Here is an 18,796-nt window from a genome sequence, read left to right as displayed (position 1 = left end):
CCTGACCCGTGCGGTCTCGTTGTTGCCCAACTACAACTGGGGTGTGCAACGGGGTACCGCCGGACACGGTTGGTGAGAAATTTCATCTTGCGTGCGACAGCGTCTGTTTGTGGATACCGGACCGGTCCGGGCCACTTTTCGCGCGCCGCAATGACAAGCGCGGCGCTTTCTTTGAACGTCTGTTGATGCTCCCGGGAATACGCCCAAGCTTCATTAAAACAGGCTCTTGATTGACGCCAGCCGCTTCGCGTTTGCGAACCAGCCCCGTCCCTTTTGAAACGAGACTACATGACATTTGACGAATTCGGCCTCAACGCCGACCTGCTGAAAGCCATCAACGAATCTGGCTACACAGAGCCCACGCCCATTCAGGCGCAGGCAATCCCGAAGGCACTCGCCGACCGCGACATTTTGGGCATCGCCCAGACCGGCACAGGCAAGACTGCCTCCTTCACGCTCCCCATGATCGAGCGTCTATCGAAGGGCCGTGCCAAGGCACGCATGCCCCGTTCCCTCATTCTTGAGCCGACGCGTGAACTTGCTGCCCAGGTTGCTGAGAATTTTGAGAAGTACGGCAAGTATCACAAACTCTCCATGGCCCTGCTGATCGGTGGCGTCTCTTTTGGAGATCAGGACAAGAAGATCGACCGTGGTGTTGATGTTCTCATTGCGACACCTGGCCGCCTGCTCGACCATATCGAGCGCGGCAAGCTGATGCTGACAGGCGTGCAGACACTGGTGATCGATGAAGCCGACCGTATGCTCGACATGGGTTTCATCCCTGACATTGAGCGCATCTGCAAGCTGATCCCGTTCACCCGGCAGACAATGCTGTTTTCCGCTACTATGCCACCGGAAATCGAACATCTGGCCAATACCTTCATGCAGGCGCCAGCCCGCATTGAGGTGGCGCGGGCATCCACGACCAACACAAACATTACTCAGCGGCTTGTTACATGCGGGTCGCGGGACAAGCGCAAGACGCTCATCGACATGATCGCGTCTGAGAAGCTCAAAAACGCGATCATCTTCTGCAACCGCAAGCGCGACGTGGACGTCGTGGCGCGCGCCCTAACAAAGGCTGGCCTGGATGCATCACCAATTCACGGTGACCTAGATCAGTCCGTCCGTACAAAGACACTTGGCCGCTTCCGTGACGGCGAGTTGAAGCTATTGGTTGCAAGTGATGTTGCCGCCCGTGGCCTCGACATCCCGGATGTAAGTCACGTCTTCAACTATGATGTACCGACGCACCCTGAAGATTACGTCCACCGTATCGGTCGTACAGGCCGTGCAGGACGTGATGGTGCTGCGTTTACGCTCGTGACGCCTGAGGACAAGAAATATCTGGATGCTGTTGAAAAGCTAATTGAACAGAAAATCGAGCACTGGACAGGCGAAGAGGCCTCAGCCGAGTCGCCCGCGGAGGACCCGGCCCTTTCGACTGAAGCTGAAGTGTCTGCTGCGCAGGAGACAGCAACCACGGCGTCTGACCCGACACCGGAAGCCGCAGAATCCGCAGACGTCAATACTTCAGAAGCAGCAGACGTTCCTGAAGCCGCCGAGGTCGTTGAAGCAAAAACCGACGACGCGGAAACGCAATCATCTGAAAACGATGCTGCACGCACGCCCCGTCGTGGTCGCCGCCGCGGGGGCAGAGGCCGCGGACGCAACCGTCGCAGCAAGGACGCCGATGCGTCCGAGACCGGTGAAACGGACCAGGAGGCATCTGGCGAAACCACAGAAGCACCTGAGTCCGTTGCAGAAACACAGCCTGATGTAGAAACGCCCTCACCGCGTGGACGTGGTCGCCGTCGTAACAACAGTGACGGCGGGAATGGTCGCGGCAATGGTGGTGGCCGCCAGGAACGTATCATCGGTATGGGTGATCACGTTCCCGCATTTATCCTTCGTCCGGTCCGACCTGCAAAAGCAGCGGCTGAAGCAGCAGCAGCGGAACAGGCGGTCGAACAGGCTGAGACGTCGACCAGCGCCGATACGGACACACCCGAAAGCGACGCTGCTTAAAGTCGGCCTTACGGCTTCCTAAACAAGAATTCACTGGATTTGCGGTGCTCATCCAGTGCATCTTGCTGTTCAAATTCTATTGGCATTCTCAGTGACATTTGTTAGCGGTCTTACCAATTGTTCACTGGACTAAAATAGTAAGTTGGCCTTACTATTTTAGTAATGTTGGCCTCTAAAAGATGAACTCATCGTAGGGAGACGCGTTCCATGGCTCTATTCTCATCGCGTGTACTGGCGGCAGTCGCTGCATTACCGGCACTCGCGCTAGCAACAACTGCTATTGCAGCTGTCCCCGCCGAGATGGCAAAGCGGCTTGATCAGGACCTCACGCCGCTTGGCTCTGAGCGCGCTGGCAATGCCGACGGAAGCATCCCAGCCTGGACCGGTGGGATCAAAACTCCACCCGCTGGATTCCAGAAGGGCACACATCACATCAACCCGTATGCGGGTGAGCAGCCACTGTTCACAATCACTCGGGATAACATGAGCCAATACGCGGACCGGATCGCTGGACCGCAAAAGGCCCTGCTGGAAAAGTACGGCGATACATTCAAGATGAATGTATACAAGTCGCATCGTAGCTGCGCTCAGCCCGAGTTTGTCTATGAGGCCAATCGTAAGAATGCTTTGACTGGCACCATCGCGGACGCCGGCAATGGCGTTGACAACGCATTCATGGGCAAGCCATTCCCAATTCCAAACTCAGGCTATGAAGTGCTGTGGAACCATTTCCTTGGTTTTGCCAACCACAAGATTCAACGCCAGTTTGCCGCTGTCATCCCGACAGCATCGGGTTCCTATACGAAGTACTCGGCTCAGGACGATGCCATCGTCCGCTGGAACGATCCAAAGTTCAAAACCGCATCCGACCTCGACAATATTTTTGCGCTCTACATTCTGCATACGCTGGAACCAACGCGCGTTGCAGGGAATGTGATCCTTGTTCACGAAACCCTCAACCGGCTCTCTGATCCTCGTAAAGCGTGGCAGTATTCACCGGGCACGCGACGCGTGCGGCGCGCTCCGAATATTGCGTATGACAATCCGGGTACAAACTCTGATGGTGCCACCACCTCGGATTCATTCGGCGGATACAATGGTGCGCCTGATCGCTACACGTGGACCGTCAAGGGTCGGCAGGAAGCCTACATTCCGTACAACAACTATGACCTCTACTCGAACAATCTGACGTACGAAGAGATCATCAGTCCGCGTCACATCAATACGGATCATGTGCGCTACGAACAGCACCGAGTCTGGAAGCTTGAAGCTAATCTCAAACCTTCCACACGGCACGTCTACTCGCGCCGCGTCTTCTATCAGGATGAGGATACGTGGGGCATCGTTTCATCAGAGCTCTATGATGCGCGCGGTGAGCTCTGGCGCGTCCAGGAGCAGTATCCAATCGTTTTCTATGATGTCCCGGTGTGTGGGGCGAGCATGGGTGGCGCCTATGACTTCACCAATGGTCGTTACGTGCTTGTCGGCATGATCAATGAAGAAGAGCCGATCAACTTCTATGCTAGTGAGCTGAACGAAGACCGCTATACGCCTCAGACTATTCGCACCATTGGGCGTTAGCTTACCCCCGCAGAAACAGGAGCCCCGCAGTCCGCTGCGGGGCTCTTTTTTGTTAGGCCCTATGTGGAAACAAACTCGTCACGCGACATTGCATAGATCAGTAGACCGCTGCCTTTGCTAACGAATTTTCCGTCAACCCTCTCACCTAGCTTTTCAGCAACTCGAATAGATGCGGCATTTTGCGGATCAATCATGCTGATGATGCGCGGCATCCCTAGATCTTCAAACATCCAGCGGGCACATGCACGAGCTGCTTCGGGCGCATAGCCTTGTCCCCAACTTGGCCGCGCGATCTGCCAGCCGAGTTCTGCCTGTGGCCAATCGATTGGGTAATAAGGGCCACATAGTCCCACAAAGCGGCCGGTGACCTTTTCTTCGACTGCGAACTCACCATAGCCGCGCAGCACCCACTGCCCTGCCCACTTGGCCATGCGCCGCCAGGCATCCGCTTTGGTTCCCACACCACCGACGAAGCGCATTGCTTCATCATCGGCGACCATCTCGGCATAGGCATCAATATCATCTGCCCGGAACTGCCTGAGCAGCAGGCGATCAGTTTCGAGTTGCATCGAGTGTTTCCGCTTTCACAAATACATTAGGTCACCAGCGACATCTGATTTAGGTCCGATTGAGGTCCGCAAGCGTCATGGCGTAAACGAGGGTGTCCACCTCCTTGTAACGCCATCTTGTTTTCAGACCCTCTCCCAAGCGCTCAGCCACACGAATGGAGGGCGAATTGTCTGGGTGGATGATACTGATGATTTCGCTCAGTTTTAGCTCGTTGAACATCCATAGTGCGCAAGACCGTGCGGCCTCTGTCGCGTAGCCGTTGCCCTGAGCCGTGGGCACCAGGGCCCAGCCTAGTTCGATGGCAGGCCAGCCCTCCGGGTTGTAGGCACCTATCCGGCCGATGAATCGTCCAGAGGTTTTTTCCTCAACGGCAAACAGGCCGTATCCGCGCAACTGCCAATGTCCCAAGGCAGCAGCCATGCGAGTCCAGGCGTCCATGCGGTCGCCCGTCCCTCCGATGTAGCGCATGGTCTCCTCGTCACTGAGCATTTCCGCATAGGCATCAATGTCATCCTGTCGAAACTGCCGCAGCAGCAAACGTTCGGTTTCTATTTCCATCTTTGCCTCTCCAAAAGAAAAAGGGCGACCCAAAGCGGGCCGCCCTTTTATCTTGCAAATACGGAAGTCGCTACTTTTTGATCATCGACAGAACGCGTTTACGCTTCTTGTCGTCGTAGGGGGGTCGGAACATTTCAGCGACCATTTTTGCCTTGGACTGGTGATAGACAGCCTTGGCGTGGCTGAAGGTCCGGAACCCATCAACGCCGTGGTAGGAGCCCATACCAGACGGGCCGACACCACCAAAGGGAAGATCTTCCATCGATACGTGCATGATCACGTCATTGACGGTCACGCCACCGGATGTGGTGTTATCGAGAACCCGGCGCTCTTCTTCGGAATCCTGACCGAAGTAGTAAAGACCAAGCGGCCGGTCTTTGGAGTTCACGTACTCCAGAGTTTCAGACACGTCCTTGTAGGTCTTCATCGGCAGAACCGGGCCAAAGATCTCATCCTGGAGAACTTTCATGTCTTCTGTTGGGTTCTTGATGATGGTCGGCGGAATTTTGTTGTAAGGCTGCTGAGAAAAATCCTCATTGGCAGGGTTTATCTCAATGACCTCGCCACCCTTGGCCTTTGCATCTTCGATATAGCCAGTGATGCGATCATAGTGGCGATCATTGATGATCGACGTGTAATCAGGATTGTCCTTCATGGTTGGGAACATCTTTGTCACAACCTTCTGGGCGCCCGCCACAAACTCGTCCGCCTTTTCTTCCGGCACCATCACATAGTCAGGGGCCAGGCAGATCTGACCAGCGTTGAGAGTCTTGCCCGTCATCACACGCGCGGCCACGTCTTCCATATCACTGTCACGGGACACAATGACGGGTGACTTGCCACCGAGTTCCAGAGTCACGGGAACCAGATTTTCTGATGCGGCACGCATTACGTGCTTGGCAATCGAGCCCGCACCGGTGAACAGCAGATGATCGAATGGCTGTTTGGAGAATGCTTCGCCCACAGCAGGGCCGCCGGTAATCACGGCAACTTCAGTCTCGTCGTAGGCTTCGCGGAACATCTTGGCCATTAGTTCAGAACACGCAGGCGTAAACTCTGATGGCTTGATCATTGCCCGATTGCCTGCCGCAAACACTCCGGCAAGCGGTGCGAACGTCAGATTGAACGGGAAATTCCAGGGGCTGATGATGCCGATGGTGCCAAGAGCCTGATACTCCACGTGAGCCTTTGCACCGAGCAGGCCGAGAGGAAACTGCAGCTTGCGCTTCTCGGGGCGCATCCACTTTTCCATGTGCTTCTTGGCGTGGTCGAGGGGGCCGACAGAGCCCATGACGTCCGTCATCAATGATGCAACTGGCGCGCGGTTTCCGAAATCTGACGTCAGCGCATCTACGATTTCGTCCTTGTTGTCCACCAACAGAGCGATGGAGCGGTCGATCCAGTCTTTGCGGCGCTTTACGCTCGCGGGCCCCTCATCAATGTGGGCCTTTTTCTGGCGATCCAGAATGGCGCGAATGCCGTCTGAAACAGCGTCCGGGCTTGAAGTTTCCGGCGTTGATTCCATAACGCTCATAAGTGTTTCCTCACCTTGGTTCAGAGCACCGTCAACCTGGGGCTCCGATGATTTATGCGTCCGATCGAGACTGCCAACTTTCATACTTTGATGTTTGGCAGGATCACAGGGTGGGCCAACCTATGCATCTCGCGAAAAACCCTTTCGCCACAAGCACATGTCAGCTTCATGTGGCGGACTATAGCGCGACAAACAGCAACTGGCGAGAACCAGCCGTTTTCGCGTATATCCGCAACCTTTTTCACCCATTGCGTGATTTTTGGATGGGTGAGCATTTAACGCGGCTTTAAGCGGTCTTGCTGGAGAATGCGCTCATTCAAGGGTGCGTGGGCGAGCTGGCATTTGGCACAGAAGCTCGCACCGCACCGGGTTTGAAGATTTAGCCGCGCAACATCGCGCGGCACTGAGTTTTTTTCGGGGGTTTCCACGTGACCGACGCGAGCACCATGATTGATCCAAGAGCTCTGGCTGAAAAGGCCATTTCTGAGATGGATTCGCGCGCGATTGAACCCACGCCGGAAAACTACGAGCTCTGGTACACCCACGCCACCGGTGCAAACCCGAGTCTCAATCGAGAGATTGAAAAAATAGATGACGCAGGTGACAGCCTTGATGCTGAGCACCTGGAGAAAATTCGCACCAAGCATATGACGCCAGCAAACAATGACACCGCCATTCTGGAGATGGGCGGCAAGTTGGAAGACGAGTTGTCTGGTGTGATGGCAATGTTGGAATCCGCCACAAAGGACACTGGTGCATATGGCGACTCGCTGAATGATGTGAGCGCAGCGCTCGACACAGAGCGGTCTCCCGCCGAAGTTCGCGTGCTGATGGAAACGCTTGTCACGGCGACCCGCACGATGGAAACGCGCAGCAAGCAGCTGGAAGAACGTCTGCACGAGAGCAAGGCGGAAGTCACACAACTGCGCACGAACATGGAAGAAATCCGCACCGAGGCCCTGACCGACCAGCTGACTGGCCTGCCCAATCGTCGCAATTTCGATGACAGCGTTGCTGCTTCCATGGAAAAAGCCGCAGAAGCAGGTACGCCCTTCACGCTTGTCCTCGGTGACATTGATCACTTCAAGAAGTTCAACGACACCTATGGTCATCAAACCGGAGACCAGGTGCTCAAGCTGGTTGCGCAGTGCATGCGCCACCACGTCAAAGATCCTCTCAAGCCCGCGCGCTATGGCGGCGAGGAATTTGCCCTCATTTTGCCCGATGTCGATCTGACTGCCGGCGTTAAGCTTGCTGATGAAGTACGGCGCACCATTGAGAGCAAAGAACTGGTCAAGAAATCAACGGGTGAAAACCTGGGTGCTGTAACAATGTCATTTGGTGCAGCCCTGTTCGCACCCGGAGAGAGCATTTCCGACCTTATCAAGCGGGCTGATGCATGTCTTTATTCTGCCAAACATGCAGGTCGCAACCAGGTGAAGTGGGAAGTCGACGCTGACCTAGAAGCGATTGCCAGCTAGGCATCCGGCCCACATCCTTCAGAAAAGCAAGCCAACCCCTACGTAACACTGCCCCGCACAAACGGCGTGATGCATCTTGCCGTTGTGTCTATTGGCATTGGCGTATTCTGCCGTTTGACGGTGACCGCAGGGCCGGTATTGTCGCTCGCAAATCAATACTGCGAGGCGGCCTGCAATGGACATGATTACCTTCGAAAAGCACGATACCGGCGTAGCGGTTGTTACGCTGAATCGCCCTGACGTGCTCAACAGCATGAACCCTCAACTGCTGGACGAGGTGCGCACTGCCATCCGACAGACACGCGATGATGCAGACATTGGCGCATTGGTGATTACTGGTGCGGGTCGCGGGTTTTGTGCAGGTGCAGATCTGACAGCGGGCTTCACGCCTCCCGCCTCAGCAACAATCGGTGACGGTGTGGCCCATAGTATGGAAATCGGCTTCAACCCGATGATCCGCGAACTCGCGGAACTGCCAAAGCCCGTTGTCTGTGCCGTAAATGGTATGACAGCCGGCGGCGGAGTTGGCCTCGCGCTGGCCGGCGATGTTGTATTCGCTGCTCGTTCTGCGAGCTTTGTGCAGGTGTTTGGCCCCAAGCTCGCTCTCGTTCCCGACTGCGGCGTGACATACTTTATGCCACGCCTGATCGGCCAGGCTCGCACCAGAGCACTTGCCATGAGCGGTGACAAACTTTCAGCGGAACAAGCGGCAGACTGGGGCCTTATCTGGGCTTGTGTTGATGACGACAAACTGATGGCTGAAGCGATGGCCTATGCTGAGAAGTTGGCGGCAGGTCCTACGGAAGCCTTTGGTGATATCAAGCAGGTACTTGATGTGACGTTTGACAACGATCTCAACGCCCAGCTCGACCTTGAAAAAGAAACCCAGCGCAAGCGCGGCAACCACCCAAATTTCACTGAGGGCGTCTCGGCATTCATGGAGAAACGCGCTCCGAATTTCTCGCGCTAACAGCGCCAACAAAACTCGACAACCGGGAGAGACTTCATGGAATTCAATAAAGTCAAAGTTGATATGGATGGCGACGTTGCCATCCTTACCCTGAATGATCCAAAGGCCCTCAATGCCGTGTCACCCGACATGCTTGAAGGCCTTGCGGACGCGCTGGAATGGATTGACACACCGGATAATGGCGTGCGTTGCGTCGTCATGACCGGCGAAGGCCGCGGTTTTTGCGCCGGTGCCAATTTGGCTGGTGGCCGCCCGGGTGAACGGCCCGGCGAGCAACGCTCCAATGCTCAGCCAGATGCCGGCCAGGCGCTGGAGCAAAAGTATCACCCAATTCTGCGCAAAATTCGCAAACTGAAAATGCCCTTTGTCACCGCGGTGAATGGTCCTGCTGCCGGGGTCGGCATGAGTTTTGCGCTGATGGGGGACATGGTTCTTGCCGCAAAGTCTTCGTATTTCCTGCAGGCCTTCCGTCGCATTGGACTGGTACCAGATGGCGGCTCCACCTACCTGCTGCCGCGTCTCATTGGCGTTGCGCGCGCCAAGGAACTTTCTCTCCTCGGCGAAAAGCTTCCAGCCGATACAGCTCTTAGCTGGGGTCTCATTAACCGGGTGTATGAAGACGATGCGCTGATTGGTGAAGCAATGAAGATGGCGAAGGACTTAGCATCCGGACCAACACGCACGCTTGGTCTTATCCGCGAAGCTTATGCCGATAGCTTCGACAATACGTACGAAGAGCAGCTCGACAAGGAACGCTGGCTGCAACGTGAGGCGGGCCGCACCGACGACTTCAAGGAAGGCGTGAAGGCTTTTCTGGAGAAGCGTCCTGCCGAATTCAAGGGCAACTAGATTTTTGCAGCACACGAGCAAAAGGCGGCGGGTCTTATGACCCTGCCGCCTTTTTCTTTGAGGCCCTTTTTTTCACCGCAGAGCGCTTGGTCCGCGGTTTCTTTTGTTTGGGCGGCGCGCCGGGCCCTTTGCGCTGGGATGGTGGCTTGGCTGCATCTGCACGCAAGGCCACGCTAACCGCATCACGCGCCCACGCAACAAACTCATCCGGCTCATCGAACAACCGTTCCGGTGCCTGCCAGTAAGACATTACACCGCGTTTGCCTGCCTTCGTCTCATAGGTGAAGGGGTCCATCCCTTCTGCTTCGAAGGCTGGTTGGTTCTGTTCATCAACCTTCAGATATAAAATCTCATTTGCGATCAGCCCGAACATCAACCCGTCCGCAAAGAGCCCGGATCCACCAAACATCCGGCGCGACTTCACCGGCCCCAGTGGAACCAGCATCTCAATGAGAAATTGGGTGTATTCGTTCGATACGGCCATGGCGGCTAAACTGCCGCAAAGCGCGCCCTAGGTCGAGGGCCGTTCTTCGGCAACAGGCGCTTTAGCCGGAGTGAGCGTTACGCTTTCACCGCAACCGCAAGCGTCCGTCTGATTGGGATTGTTGAACACAAAGCCCGACCGAAGCTTGGTCTCTTCGTAGTCCATTTCCATGCCTAACAGGAACAGGATGGACTTGGCATCAATCAAAATCTTGACGCCCTTGTCCTCCACCACTTCGTCCAATGGCGCTGTTTCTGTGGCGTAATCCAGTTTGTAGGCCATACCCGCACAGCCCGCATTCTCAAGACCAAGACGCACGCCCACAATCGGCTCATCGGATCGGTCGATAATTGCCTTGATCCGTTCCGCGGCTGTATCTGTCAGCGTTATTACTTGTCCTGCCATCTCTCTACTCTCTTCGGTACACCCTAACATGTGCTTATCGAGGGGCGTCACTTCAAGGCGCCCTCCGCCAAGGTCAAAACATGTTGAGCGCAACTCTTGCCTCATCTGACATCCGTTCTGGCGTCCAAGGAGGGTCAAAAACAAGGTTCACTTTCACATCGCCCACGCCATCGACGGAACTGATTGCGTCACTCACCCATTGGGGCATTTCACCTGCGACGGGGCAGCCTGGTGCCGTAAGTGTCATGTCCACCTCAATATCCCGGTCATCTGAGACATCAATTTTGTAAATCAGGCCAAGCTCATAGATGTCTACCGGGATCTCGGGATCATAGACGGTCTTGATTGCGCCGATCAGGTCGTCGGTCAGCATGTCCAGCTCACCCTGAGGGATGGCTGAGCCATTGACCCGCGCCTCATTGCTGGCAGGTTCCACGGCTTCTGTCTGTGTTTCAGTCATGAGTTCATCCATTACCCAAGAAACTCCCGCGCCTTCTCGAGCGCCACAACAAACGCGTCAACATCTGCACGTGTATTGTACATGGCGAACGAGGCGCGCGCAGTGCCAGGCACACCGAGGTGGGCCATCAGTGGTTCAGCACAGTGCTGCCCGGCCCTGATCGCAATCCCGGACCGGTCAATGATGGTTGCAACATCATGCGGATGCGCGCCTTCCATTGAGAATGACATGATCGCACCTTTGCCCGGCATAGTGCCGTGAATTGTAATCCAGTTGAGGTCCTGGACCTGTGCCGTTGCATAGGCAATCAAATCTGCCTCGTGCGCCCGGGCCGCCGCACGGCCAACGTCGTTCACATAGTCAATTGCTGCACCAAGTCCAATCGCCTGCACAATCGGAGGTGTTCCCGCTTCAAACTTGTGCGGGGCGTCCCCATAGGTGATTTCATCCATGTGGACTTCACGGATCATTTCACCACCGCCCTGATAAGGCTGCATCTCTGCCAGCAATTCGGCCCTGCCGTAGAGCGCACCGATGCCAGTCGGACCGTAAAGCTTGTGTCCGGTCATCACATAAAAATCGCACCCGATCGCCTGGACATCCACGTCCATGTGAACAGCGCCTTGGCACCCGTCAATAAGAACGGCGGCGCCATGGGCATGCGCCATGTCAGTGATTTTCTTGGCATCCACCACGCTGCCCAACACATTTGACATGTGCGTCATGGACACGAGTTTCGTTTTGGGACCAAGGGCTGCTTCAAAAGCAGCCATATCCAGCGATCCATCATCCAGCACAGGAACCCATTTCAGGACTGCCCCCTGACGCTCCCTCAGGAAGTGCCATGGCACGATGTTGGAGTGGTGCTCCATCATCGAGATAACAATCTCATCACCAGGCTGAATGATCGGCTGCAGGTACCCCTGCGCCACAAGATTCATGGCCTCGGTTCCACCTTTGGTGAAAATGATTTCATCAGTTGTTGGCGCATTTAGCAGCGCCCGCACTTTTTCTCGCGCGCCTTCAAAGGCCTGCGTGGACGCATTTGCCAGATAATGCAGACCACGATGGACATTGGCGTAGTCATTGGCATAAGCGTCGCGGATGGCATCCAACACTTGCACGGGCTTTTGCGCCGAGGCTGCATTGTCCAAATAGACAAGTGGTTTGCCGTAAATCTCCCGAGAGAGGATCGGGAAATCCGCGCGCACACGCTCTACGTCAAATGCCGGTTCGTTATGCGGTGCCAGACTGGAAATGGTTGCGGCTTCGCTCATATAGATGCCCCTTGTGCCGTATCTTTCGGCGCGCCAAGGCGCTCCGCCAGCAGCATCTTGAGAGCAACGGCAATCGCACCGTCGTCGAAGCCATCCACCACATCATCCAGGAAGCCGGCCACAAGCAACGCGCGTGCGGTATTCTCATCGATACCACGGCTCATCAGATAGAAAATGGCGTTTTGATCCGGCTCACCGATCGCGGACCCGTGCGCACAAATCACGTCATCGGCGTAAATTTCCAACATCGGCTTTGCATCCATTTCAGCCTTGCGGGAAAGGAGCAATGCTCGAGCCTGCATCTGTGAGTCAATTTTCTGGGCGTCCTTACGCACCAGGATAGACCCCTGAAAAACGCCGCGTGACGCGTCGTCCAGGACCGAACGAAAGGTCTCTTCGCTTTCGCAATTGGGTACCGCATGATCGACGAACAAAGTGTTGTCCATCACTGCTCTATCGCGCAGCAGGGATAGCCCATTGATACTTGCCTTTGTGTTTTCACCGGCAAAATGAACGTGCTCATCGGTGCGAGCTTTCCCCGTGCCAACGGCAAGACCAAGCGTTTCGTAGTTTGACGCCTTGCCAAGGGTGACCGACTTTTTTCCAACACGAACAACATCATCGCCATCTGCATATACGGCGGCATGGCGCAACGATGCATCATCGCCGATTACAAGCCGCAAGGCTCCCGTGGCAAAGACAGGTGCCCGCTTATCGTCGCCGCGGGTTTCAAGCAATGTCAGCTGCGCGCCCTCTTCGAGGACGACAAGGCTGCGCGTGTGGAAATGTGTACTGACGTCGCCAACCGCACGCCATTGAACCTCAATTGGCTTATGGACTTTCACACCCGCCGACACCCGAATTACGATGCCATCAATCGCGTATGCCGCATTTAGAGTGGTAACGGCATCCTGAGGTGCAATGGAAGACTCCAGCGCCTCAGATACCCAGGCAGCTTCACTATTCAGAGCCTCTGAGTAGCTCAAAAGCTCAACACCATCAGGCAAACCATCGAAGGAGGAGCGCGCCGCATCAAATCGACCGTTGATGAAAACAGCGACGTGCCTGTCCAACTCAGCAAAGAGGCCCGTGGCAGAGTCCGTGGTGTCAACGCTGGACGCTGCCGGGGTGACGGCAAGTGGGCCTGCCTTGGCCAACATCTGACGCAGATCGAAGTAGCGATATTCTTCAAGCCGCCTGTTCGGCAATCCTTCAACCGCAAACGCCTCGATGGCTTTGGATCGGGCACTGGCTTGGTGCGCCGCGCCGGGCAGCACCTTTGCTGCTGCCGCGTGGTCGTCCACTAGGCCGGTTTCGATATCCAAAGGCTCAACTGCTACTCTCGCCATGACTAAGCCGCGTCGCTCTTGATATCTGCGTAACCGGATTCTTCGACTTCTCGCGCCAGTTCCTTGGGACCAGATTTAACAATCTTGCCGCCTGCCAGAATGTGCACATGGTCAGGGACGATGTGATCGAGCAACCGTTGATAGTGAGTAATCACCAGCATGGAGCGCTCGGGTGAGCGCAATGCGTTTACACCCTCAGCGACAACACGCATCGCATCGACGTCGAGGCCTGAGTCTGTTTCATCAAGCACCGCAAATGTCGGCTCGAGCAGAGCCATTTGCAGTGTCTCAGCACGCTTCTTCTCGCCACCGGAGAAGCCGACATTGAGCGGACGCTTCAGCATGTCATCGGTGATGTTCAGGGCCTTGGCTTTCTCACGTACCAGCTTGAGGAACCTGACCGCATCCAACTCGTCTTCACCCCGCGCAACCCGCACAGCGTTTAGAGCCGTTTTAAGGAACGTCATCGTGGTGACGCCGGGCACTTCTGTTGGATACTGAAACGCGAGGAACACACCTGCAGCGGCACGCTCATTGGGCTCAAGTTCAGTCAGGTCCTTGCCATTGAAAAGGATTGAGCCGCCAGTCACCTCATAGCCGGACCGGCCGGCCAGCGTGTAGGACAGCGTTGACTTGCCAGAGCCGTTGGGGCCCATGACTGCGTGCACCTCACCGGGATTAAGGGTGAGGTTGATCCCTTTCAGGATTTCCTTGCCGCCGACTTCAACATGCAGGTCTTTGATTTCAAGCATTCTAATTATCCGTATTACGCAAAAATGTGGTGGCGCCCAACGCAACGCCGATGCCGACCCCTACTGCAATCCAGGTGCTGAGTTCATCCGTTGCCACGCCTATGGCGACGCCAACTCCAGTGCCGATGGCAATCCAGGTACCCATGTTCATTAGCCGACGCTCCCTTCAAGGGAGATACCCACCAGCTTTTGAGCTTCTACGGCAAATTCCATCGGCAGTTGCTGCAGCACTTCACGGCAGAAGCCGTTGACGAGAAGCGCGACGGCTTCTTCTTCCGGCAGGCCGCGGGCCTGACAGTAGAAGAGCTGATCTTCCGACAGCTTCGATGTGGTGGCTTCATGCTCAAGCACGGCCGTCGGGTTGCGGCTTTCGATGTACGGCACTGTGTGGGCCGAGCATCTGTCCCCAATCAGCAGACTGTCACACTGAGTGAAATTGCGTGCGTCTTCAGCAGACGGATAAATGCTCACCAGGCCACGATAGGCGTTGGACGATTTTCCCGCGGAGATACCTTTCGAAATGATCCGGCTCTTCGTGTTCTTGCCCAGATGGATCATCTTGGTCCCGGAGTCGACCTGCTGCGCGCCATTTGAAATGGCGATGGAGTAAAACTCGCCAGACGAGTTGTCTCCACGTAACACGCAGCTTGGATATTTCCAGGTTACTGCGGAGCCGGTTTCGACCTGCGTCCAGGAGATCTTTGAGTTGTCTCCGCGGCAGTCTCCGCGCTTGGTCACAAAATTGAAGATACCACCCTTGCCGTCTTCATCGCCCGGGTACCAGTTCTGCACTGTCGAGTATTTGATTTCAGCATCATGGTGAGTGACAAGCTCCACCACCGCAGCATGGAGCTGGTGTTCGTCCCGCATGGGGGCGGTGCAGCCTTCCAGGTAGCTCACATACGAGCCTTCATCAGCGATGATCAGGGTGCGCTCAAACTGCCCCGTGTCGCGTTCGTTGATGCGGAAATAGGTCGACAGCTCCATCGGGCAGCGAACACCCTTGGGGATGTATACAAACGACCCGTCAGAGAACACTGCGGCGTTCAGAGCGGCAAAATAGTTGTCTGTCGCGGGCACAACACTGCCGAGATACTCTTTCACCAATTCTGGATGAGAATGTACGGCCTCTGAGATTGGGCAGAATACCACGCCAGCCTCAGACAGTTTCTCTTTGAATGTTGTAACCACGGACACACTGTCGAACACGGCATCAACAGCAACGCCCGCGAGCATCTTTTGCTCGTTCAATGGAATCCCGAGCTTCTCATAGGTGCGCAGGAGTTCAGGATCGACTTCATCCAGACTCTTTGGGCCGTCACCCTGACTCTTGGGTGCGGAGTAGTAGTAGTAGTCCTGATAGTCGATTTTTGGATAGTTGACCTTGGCCCAGTCGGGTTCTTCCATTTCCAGCCAACGGCGGAAGGCTTCTAGGCGGTACTCAAGCATCCATTCGGGCTCGCCCTTTTTGGCCGAGATGAACCGAACTGTGTCCTCATTCAGACCCTTGGGAGCCTTGTCGCTCTCAATGTCCGTATAGAAACCATATTTGTACTTGTCGCCCTGGCCGAGGCCTTCGACGTCACGCACTGTTTCTTGAACCGCTGCCATACCCTTACCTACTCACCTGCAGTTCGGACCGCGTGGCCCTCGCTGGAAACATGACCCGCATCAGCGGGGCGAATTCTCTTCAAAGCCTGCTCGAGAGCGGAACAAAACCGTTCAACATCCTGATCGGTCGTATTCCATCCCATGGACACGCGGATTGCTCCACCTGCGCGGCTTTCATTGATGCCCATGGCTTCAAGCACATGACTGCGCGCCACTTTGCCCGATGAGCACGCTGAGCCGGAACTGACACAGACCCCACCGAGGTCGAGCGCCATCAAAAGCGTTTCCGCTTTCACTCCATCAAATGCAATGCAACTGGTGTTTGGCAACCGCTCTGCCGCAGGGCAGATCACCGCACCCACATGACCTGTGGCATCAGCGATTTGTAGAGCGCGTGCTTCCAGTTCATCACGCAAGGGGGCCAGGGCCTGAAGCTGCGCCTGACTTTCTGCTGCTTTGTCTGCAGCAGCACCAAAGCCGGCAATTCCGACAACATTTTCTGTGCCAGCACGGCGGCGCAACTCTTGCCCGCCGCCGCGAAGCATTGGCTCGACACGTCCCTTGCCACGCACAACCAACGCACCGACGCCTTGCGGGCCGCCTATCTTGTGGGCGGAAATTGCCATTGTATGCGCACCACCCAAAGGAGACAGAGGCAATTTGCCCACATGCTGGACGGCGTCCACGTGCACACGACCACCAGCCTCTTTGACACATTGGGTGATCTGCAGGACGGGTTGAACGGCACCCGTCTCGTTGTTTGACGCCATTACACATACAAGGGCCGGCCGCGTATCTGTCTGCAGGTCGTCAACAAGTGCAGCAATATCGGCCATACCATCTGAATCAACGCCAAGCTGCTTGACGTCAACGCCGCTTGCGGCAGCCGTATCTATGACGCTTGCATGTTCCGTTGCCACCACAATCAAACGCTCAACGGCGCCCGAGGCCAATGTCCCGGTAATTGCAAGGCTGTTGGCTTCCGTCCCACCGGATGTGAACACAACCTCATCCGGCACAGCTGCCACCAGGGACGCAACACTTGCGCGCGCGTCTTCCACAAGACGCTTCGCCACCCTGCCCGCCCGATGGACGGACGACGGATTACCACCACCAGCCAGCGCATCCATGGCAGCGACCATGGCCTCGCGCGCTTCGGGACGCAGTGGCGCCGTCGCATTGTGATCAAGATATGTGGTTGCCTGTGCCACAGGTGGTGAATGGTCCTGTTAGTTTGAAACGGAAATACTGCGTGTTGGTCGCCTATTCGCCAGCTGCAACTGCACCAGCATAGTTGGATGCTTGTGGCGCCGGTTGGGATGAGGAGGACGTTGGCGATGCCTGGGACCCGATTTGTGATCCCTCGCCACTTTCAGCGTCCTCATAGATGCCACTGCGTCCAAGCACCCGACGATGGATTACGTCGCCCAGCGACACTTCACTGAGGAAGAGGTGTATCTGACGGCTCAATTCGTCCCACAGATCATGGGTAATGCAACGCGCGCCGTTGCCAAGGCATCCTTCGCCGGAACTCTCCTTGCAGCGTGTTGCTTTGATTGGCTCATCGACAGACAGGATAATGTCGGACACCTGGATGTCTTCCGGATCCCGCGCAAGATGGTAGCCGCCGCCCGGACCGCGCACGCTTTTCACGATGCCTGCCCTGCGAAGCTTCGCGAACAGCTGCTCGAGATAGGACAGTGAAATTTCCTGACGACCTGCAATCTCGCCGAGAGACACTGGCTTCTTGCCGCCAAACCGGGCCAGATCCGCCATTGCCATGACCGCATACCGGCCTTTGGTACTGAGTTTCATAAGGTCTTCTCCGTCAGCGTAGCCATTATTTGACTATCGCCGTGATGAGGTATCCCAAACCGGCCACATCTGTGCCCAACACAATGCGGCAGCTGAGCTACCAATGACCCCCAATTTTCAAGTGCCGTGTGATGACCCCACATGGCCCTCCGCAAGCGCCGCTGCGCTGACCTCGCGCGGAATGCTTGCAATCGCCATAACTGCTTATGCTATGAGAAGCATCAAGCTGGCGCTATGTGAGCTAGAAATAATAAACCCGAGTGTTTTAGTCAAGAAAAGGATGCGGGAAAAAGCCCATAAAAATGGGCATTTTTTGTATGTGGGTATTCTATACCAACCTTGTGAGGTTGGTTTAATCAGCCACCCCGCGGTGTAAACCATCCATGCCCGACGTGATTTTCAACGGCCCTGCGGGCCGTATCGAAGGCCGCTACCACCATCAAGGCAAGCCAAACTCCCCAATTGCGCTGATTCTGCATCCCCATCCGCAGTTCGGCGGCACGATGAACAATCAGACGGTCTACGAACTGTTTTACATGTTCGCTAATCGGGGTTTCTCAGTGCTGCGCTTCAATTTTCGTGGTGTCGGGCGCAGCCAAGGCGGCTTTGACGGCGGGATTGGTGAGCTGTCTGATGCCGCCGCAGCTCTTGACTGGCTCCAGACCTACAATGTCGACAGCCGCACCTGTTGGGTCGCCGGCTTCTCGTTCGGCGCCTGGATTGGCATGCAGCTGTTGATGCGTCGCCCGGAGATTGACGGGTTCATCTCTGTTGCGCCGCCGGCCAACTCTTATGATTTCAGCTTCCTTGCCCCCTGCCCGTCATCCGGCATCTTCGTGTCTGGTGATCAGGATCAGGTGGCGCCGGTTGATGATGTGGAAAAACTCGTTGAGCGCCTGCGCGCACAAAAAGGCATCACTATCGATCAGGAAGTCATCAAAGGCGCAAACCACTTCTTTGAAACTGGCTCCAAGCAAATGCTTGATACGGTAGCGACCTATCTCGACCGACGCCTTGTTGAAGATCAGCAGGCGAAAGATGCGAAGAAAGACGGCAAGTAGGATTGATTACC

At 55.8% G+C, this 18,796-nt stretch carries 19 protein-coding genes; 6 read left to right on the top strand and 13 right to left on the bottom strand.

The features are described from left to right. Positions 1-288 precede the first annotated feature (288 nt). Entirely contained in the window at positions 289-2,028 is a 1,740-nt protein-coding gene (locus BN1012_RS05640; protein WP_081826239.1) for a DEAD/DEAH box helicase, read from the top strand. A gap of 207 nt (positions 2,029-2,235) precedes the next feature. Further along, positions 2,236-3,609, top strand: coding sequence for a DUF1329 domain-containing protein (locus BN1012_RS05635; RefSeq protein ID WP_043948868.1), 1,374 nt, complete (start codon positions 2,236-2,238; stop codon positions 3,607-3,609). Between the two features lie 59 nt (positions 3,610-3,668). On the opposite strand, the gene BN1012_RS05630 is transcribed toward BN1012_RS05635, so the two are convergent. The 3 genes from BN1012_RS05630 to BN1012_RS05620 all read right to left on the bottom strand — a co-directional run bounded on the left by BN1012_RS05630 (position 3,669) and on the right by BN1012_RS05620 (position 6,271). Further along, positions 3,669-4,178, bottom strand: coding sequence for a GNAT family N-acetyltransferase (locus BN1012_RS05630; protein WP_043948867.1), 510 nt, complete (start codon positions 4,176-4,178; stop codon positions 3,669-3,671). 49 nt (positions 4,179-4,227) lie between these two features. Further along, positions 4,228-4,737, bottom strand: coding sequence for a GNAT family N-acetyltransferase (locus BN1012_RS05625; RefSeq protein WP_043948866.1), 510 nt, complete (start codon positions 4,735-4,737; stop codon positions 4,228-4,230). Positions 4,738-4,807: 70 nt separating this feature from the next. Beyond that, positions 4,808-6,271 carry a coniferyl aldehyde dehydrogenase gene (locus BN1012_RS05620; RefSeq protein WP_081826490.1) on the bottom strand — a complete coding sequence of 488 codons (1,464 nt, stop codon included), beginning with the start codon at positions 6,269-6,271 and terminating at the stop codon, positions 4,808-4,810. A 428-nt stretch (positions 6,272-6,699) separates the two neighbouring features. On the opposite strand from BN1012_RS05620, the gene BN1012_RS05615 reads away from it, so the two are divergent. The 3 genes from BN1012_RS05615 to BN1012_RS17485 all read left to right on the top strand — a co-directional run bounded on the left by BN1012_RS05615 (position 6,700) and on the right by BN1012_RS17485 (position 9,571). Beyond that, positions 6,700-7,752, top strand: coding sequence for a GGDEF domain-containing protein (locus BN1012_RS05615; RefSeq protein WP_145973427.1), 1,053 nt, complete (start codon positions 6,700-6,702; stop codon positions 7,750-7,752). Between the two features lie 175 nt (positions 7,753-7,927). After that, positions 7,928-8,722 (top strand): enoyl-CoA hydratase-related protein, encoded by a 795-nt coding sequence (locus BN1012_RS17490; protein WP_043948864.1) that lies wholly within the window; start codon positions 7,928-7,930, stop codon positions 8,720-8,722. Between the two features lie 36 nt (positions 8,723-8,758). Further along, entirely contained in the window at positions 8,759-9,571 is an 813-nt protein-coding gene (locus BN1012_RS17485) for an enoyl-CoA hydratase/isomerase (protein ID WP_043948863.1), read from the top strand. Positions 9,572-9,605: 34 nt separating this feature from the next. On the opposite strand, the gene BN1012_RS05600 is transcribed toward BN1012_RS17485, so the two are convergent. The 10 genes from BN1012_RS05600 to BN1012_RS05560 form a co-directional block, all read right to left on the bottom strand. Then, positions 9,606-10,055, bottom strand: a complete 450-nt coding sequence (locus BN1012_RS05600) for a TfoX/Sxy family protein (RefSeq protein ID WP_043948862.1) — start codon at positions 10,053-10,055, stop codon at positions 9,606-9,608. A gap of 27 nt (positions 10,056-10,082) precedes the next feature. Continuing rightward, a complete protein-coding gene (locus tag BN1012_RS05595) occupies positions 10,083-10,460 on the bottom strand; it encodes a HesB/IscA family protein (RefSeq protein ID WP_043948861.1) in 378 nt (125 codons plus the stop codon). A 73-nt stretch (positions 10,461-10,533) separates the two neighbouring features. After that, positions 10,534-10,920 carry an SUF system Fe-S cluster assembly protein gene (locus tag BN1012_RS05590; protein ID WP_171815919.1) on the bottom strand — a complete coding sequence of 129 codons (387 nt, stop codon included), beginning with the start codon at positions 10,918-10,920 and terminating at the stop codon, positions 10,534-10,536. 11 nt (positions 10,921-10,931) lie between these two features. Then, positions 10,932-12,197: a cysteine desulfurase gene (locus tag BN1012_RS05585; RefSeq protein WP_043948859.1), complete on the bottom strand. Its 1,266-nt coding sequence runs from the start codon at positions 12,195-12,197 to the stop codon at positions 10,932-10,934. Beyond that, entirely contained in the window at positions 12,194-13,546 is a 1,353-nt protein-coding gene (gene sufD, locus BN1012_RS05580; RefSeq protein WP_043948858.1) for a Fe-S cluster assembly protein SufD, read from the bottom strand. The genes BN1012_RS05585 and sufD overlap by 4 nt, the downstream gene beginning before the upstream one ends. 2 nt (positions 13,547-13,548) lie before the next feature. Further along, on the bottom strand, positions 13,549-14,298 hold the full coding sequence (gene sufC, locus BN1012_RS05575) for a Fe-S cluster assembly ATPase SufC (RefSeq protein ID WP_043948857.1): 750 nt from the start codon (positions 14,296-14,298) through the stop codon (positions 13,549-13,551). Position 14,299: 1 nt separating this feature from the next. Beyond that, on the bottom strand, positions 14,300-14,449 hold the full coding sequence (locus BN1012_RS17620; RefSeq protein WP_171815918.1) for a glycine zipper domain-containing protein: 150 nt from the start codon (positions 14,447-14,449) through the stop codon (positions 14,300-14,302). Further along, positions 14,449-15,909 carry a Fe-S cluster assembly protein SufB gene (sufB, locus tag BN1012_RS05570; RefSeq protein WP_043948856.1) on the bottom strand — a complete coding sequence of 487 codons (1,461 nt, stop codon included), beginning with the start codon at positions 15,907-15,909 and terminating at the stop codon, positions 14,449-14,451. The genes BN1012_RS17620 and sufB overlap by 1 nt, the downstream gene beginning before the upstream one ends. Before the next feature lie 8 nt (positions 15,910-15,917). Continuing rightward, complete coding sequence (locus BN1012_RS05565; protein ID WP_043948855.1) at positions 15,918-17,120, bottom strand: cysteine desulfurase family protein; 1,203 nt, start codon at positions 17,118-17,120, stop codon at positions 15,918-15,920. 52 nt (positions 17,121-17,172) lie between these two features. Then, positions 17,173-17,724, bottom strand: a complete 552-nt coding sequence (locus tag BN1012_RS05560) for an Rrf2 family transcriptional regulator (RefSeq protein ID WP_063958489.1) — start codon at positions 17,722-17,724, stop codon at positions 17,173-17,175. Positions 17,725-18,107: 383 nt separating this feature from the next. Between BN1012_RS05560 and BN1012_RS05555 the strand changes: the two genes are divergently transcribed. Beyond that, positions 18,108-18,785 (top strand): alpha/beta hydrolase, encoded by a 678-nt coding sequence (locus tag BN1012_RS05555; protein WP_043948854.1) that lies wholly within the window; start codon positions 18,108-18,110, stop codon positions 18,783-18,785. Positions 18,786-18,796: the final 11 nt, after the last annotated feature.

It is taken from the genome of Candidatus Phaeomarinobacter ectocarpi (assembly GCF_000689395.1).
Classification (GTDB): Bacteria; Pseudomonadota; Alphaproteobacteria; order CGMCC-115125; family CGMCC-115125; genus Pyruvatibacter; species Pyruvatibacter ectocarpi.
Note: the sequence above shows the minus strand (reverse complement) of the source record. Positions and strands in the feature narration are given on the sequence as shown.

Bases quoted from the DNA above. Each gene is read 5' to 3' on its own strand.
- BN1012_RS05590 (WP_171815919.1), bottom strand. From the start codon at position 10,920: ATGACTGAAACACAGACAGAAGCCGTGGAACCTGCCAGCAATGAGGCG.
- BN1012_RS05585 (WP_043948859.1), bottom strand. From the start codon at position 12,197: ATGAGCGAAGCCGCAACCATTTCCAGTCTGGCACCGCATAACGAACCG.
- BN1012_RS05625 (WP_043948866.1), bottom strand. From the start codon at position 4,737: ATGGAAATAGAAACCGAACGTTTGCTGCTGCGGCAGTTTCGACAGGAT.
- BN1012_RS05620 (WP_081826490.1), bottom strand. From the start codon at position 6,271: ATGAGCGTTATGGAATCAACGCCGGAAACTTCAAGCCCGGACGCTGTT.
- BN1012_RS17490 (WP_043948864.1), top strand. From the start codon at position 7,928: ATGGACATGATTACCTTCGAAAAGCACGATACCGGCGTAGCGGTTGTT.
- BN1012_RS05600 (WP_043948862.1), bottom strand. From the start codon at position 10,055: ATGGCCGTATCGAACGAATACACCCAATTTCTCATTGAGATGCTGGTT.
- sufD (WP_043948858.1), bottom strand. From the start codon at position 13,546: ATGGCGAGAGTAGCAGTTGAGCCTTTGGATATCGAAACCGGCCTAGTG.
- BN1012_RS05635 (WP_043948868.1), top strand. From the start codon at position 2,236: ATGGCTCTATTCTCATCGCGTGTACTGGCGGCAGTCGCTGCATTACCG.
- BN1012_RS05560 (WP_063958489.1), bottom strand. From the start codon at position 17,724: ATGAAACTCAGTACCAAAGGCCGGTATGCGGTCATGGCAATGGCGGAT.
- BN1012_RS05555 (WP_043948854.1), top strand. From the start codon at position 18,108: ATGCCCGACGTGATTTTCAACGGCCCTGCGGGCCGTATCGAAGGCCGC.
- sufC (WP_043948857.1), bottom strand. From the start codon at position 14,298: ATGCTTGAAATCAAAGACCTGCATGTTGAAGTCGGCGGCAAGGAAATC.
- BN1012_RS05595 (WP_043948861.1), bottom strand. From the start codon at position 10,460: ATGGCAGGACAAGTAATAACGCTGACAGATACAGCCGCGGAACGGATC.
- BN1012_RS17620 (WP_171815918.1), bottom strand. From the start codon at position 14,449: ATGAACATGGGTACCTGGATTGCCATCGGCACTGGAGTTGGCGTCGCC.
- BN1012_RS05640 (WP_081826239.1), top strand. From the start codon at position 289: ATGACATTTGACGAATTCGGCCTCAACGCCGACCTGCTGAAAGCCATC.
- BN1012_RS05630 (WP_043948867.1), bottom strand. From the start codon at position 4,178: ATGCAACTCGAAACTGATCGCCTGCTGCTCAGGCAGTTCCGGGCAGAT.
- sufB (WP_043948856.1), bottom strand. From the start codon at position 15,909: ATGGCAGCGGTTCAAGAAACAGTGCGTGACGTCGAAGGCCTCGGCCAG.
- BN1012_RS17485 (WP_043948863.1), top strand. From the start codon at position 8,759: ATGGAATTCAATAAAGTCAAAGTTGATATGGATGGCGACGTTGCCATC.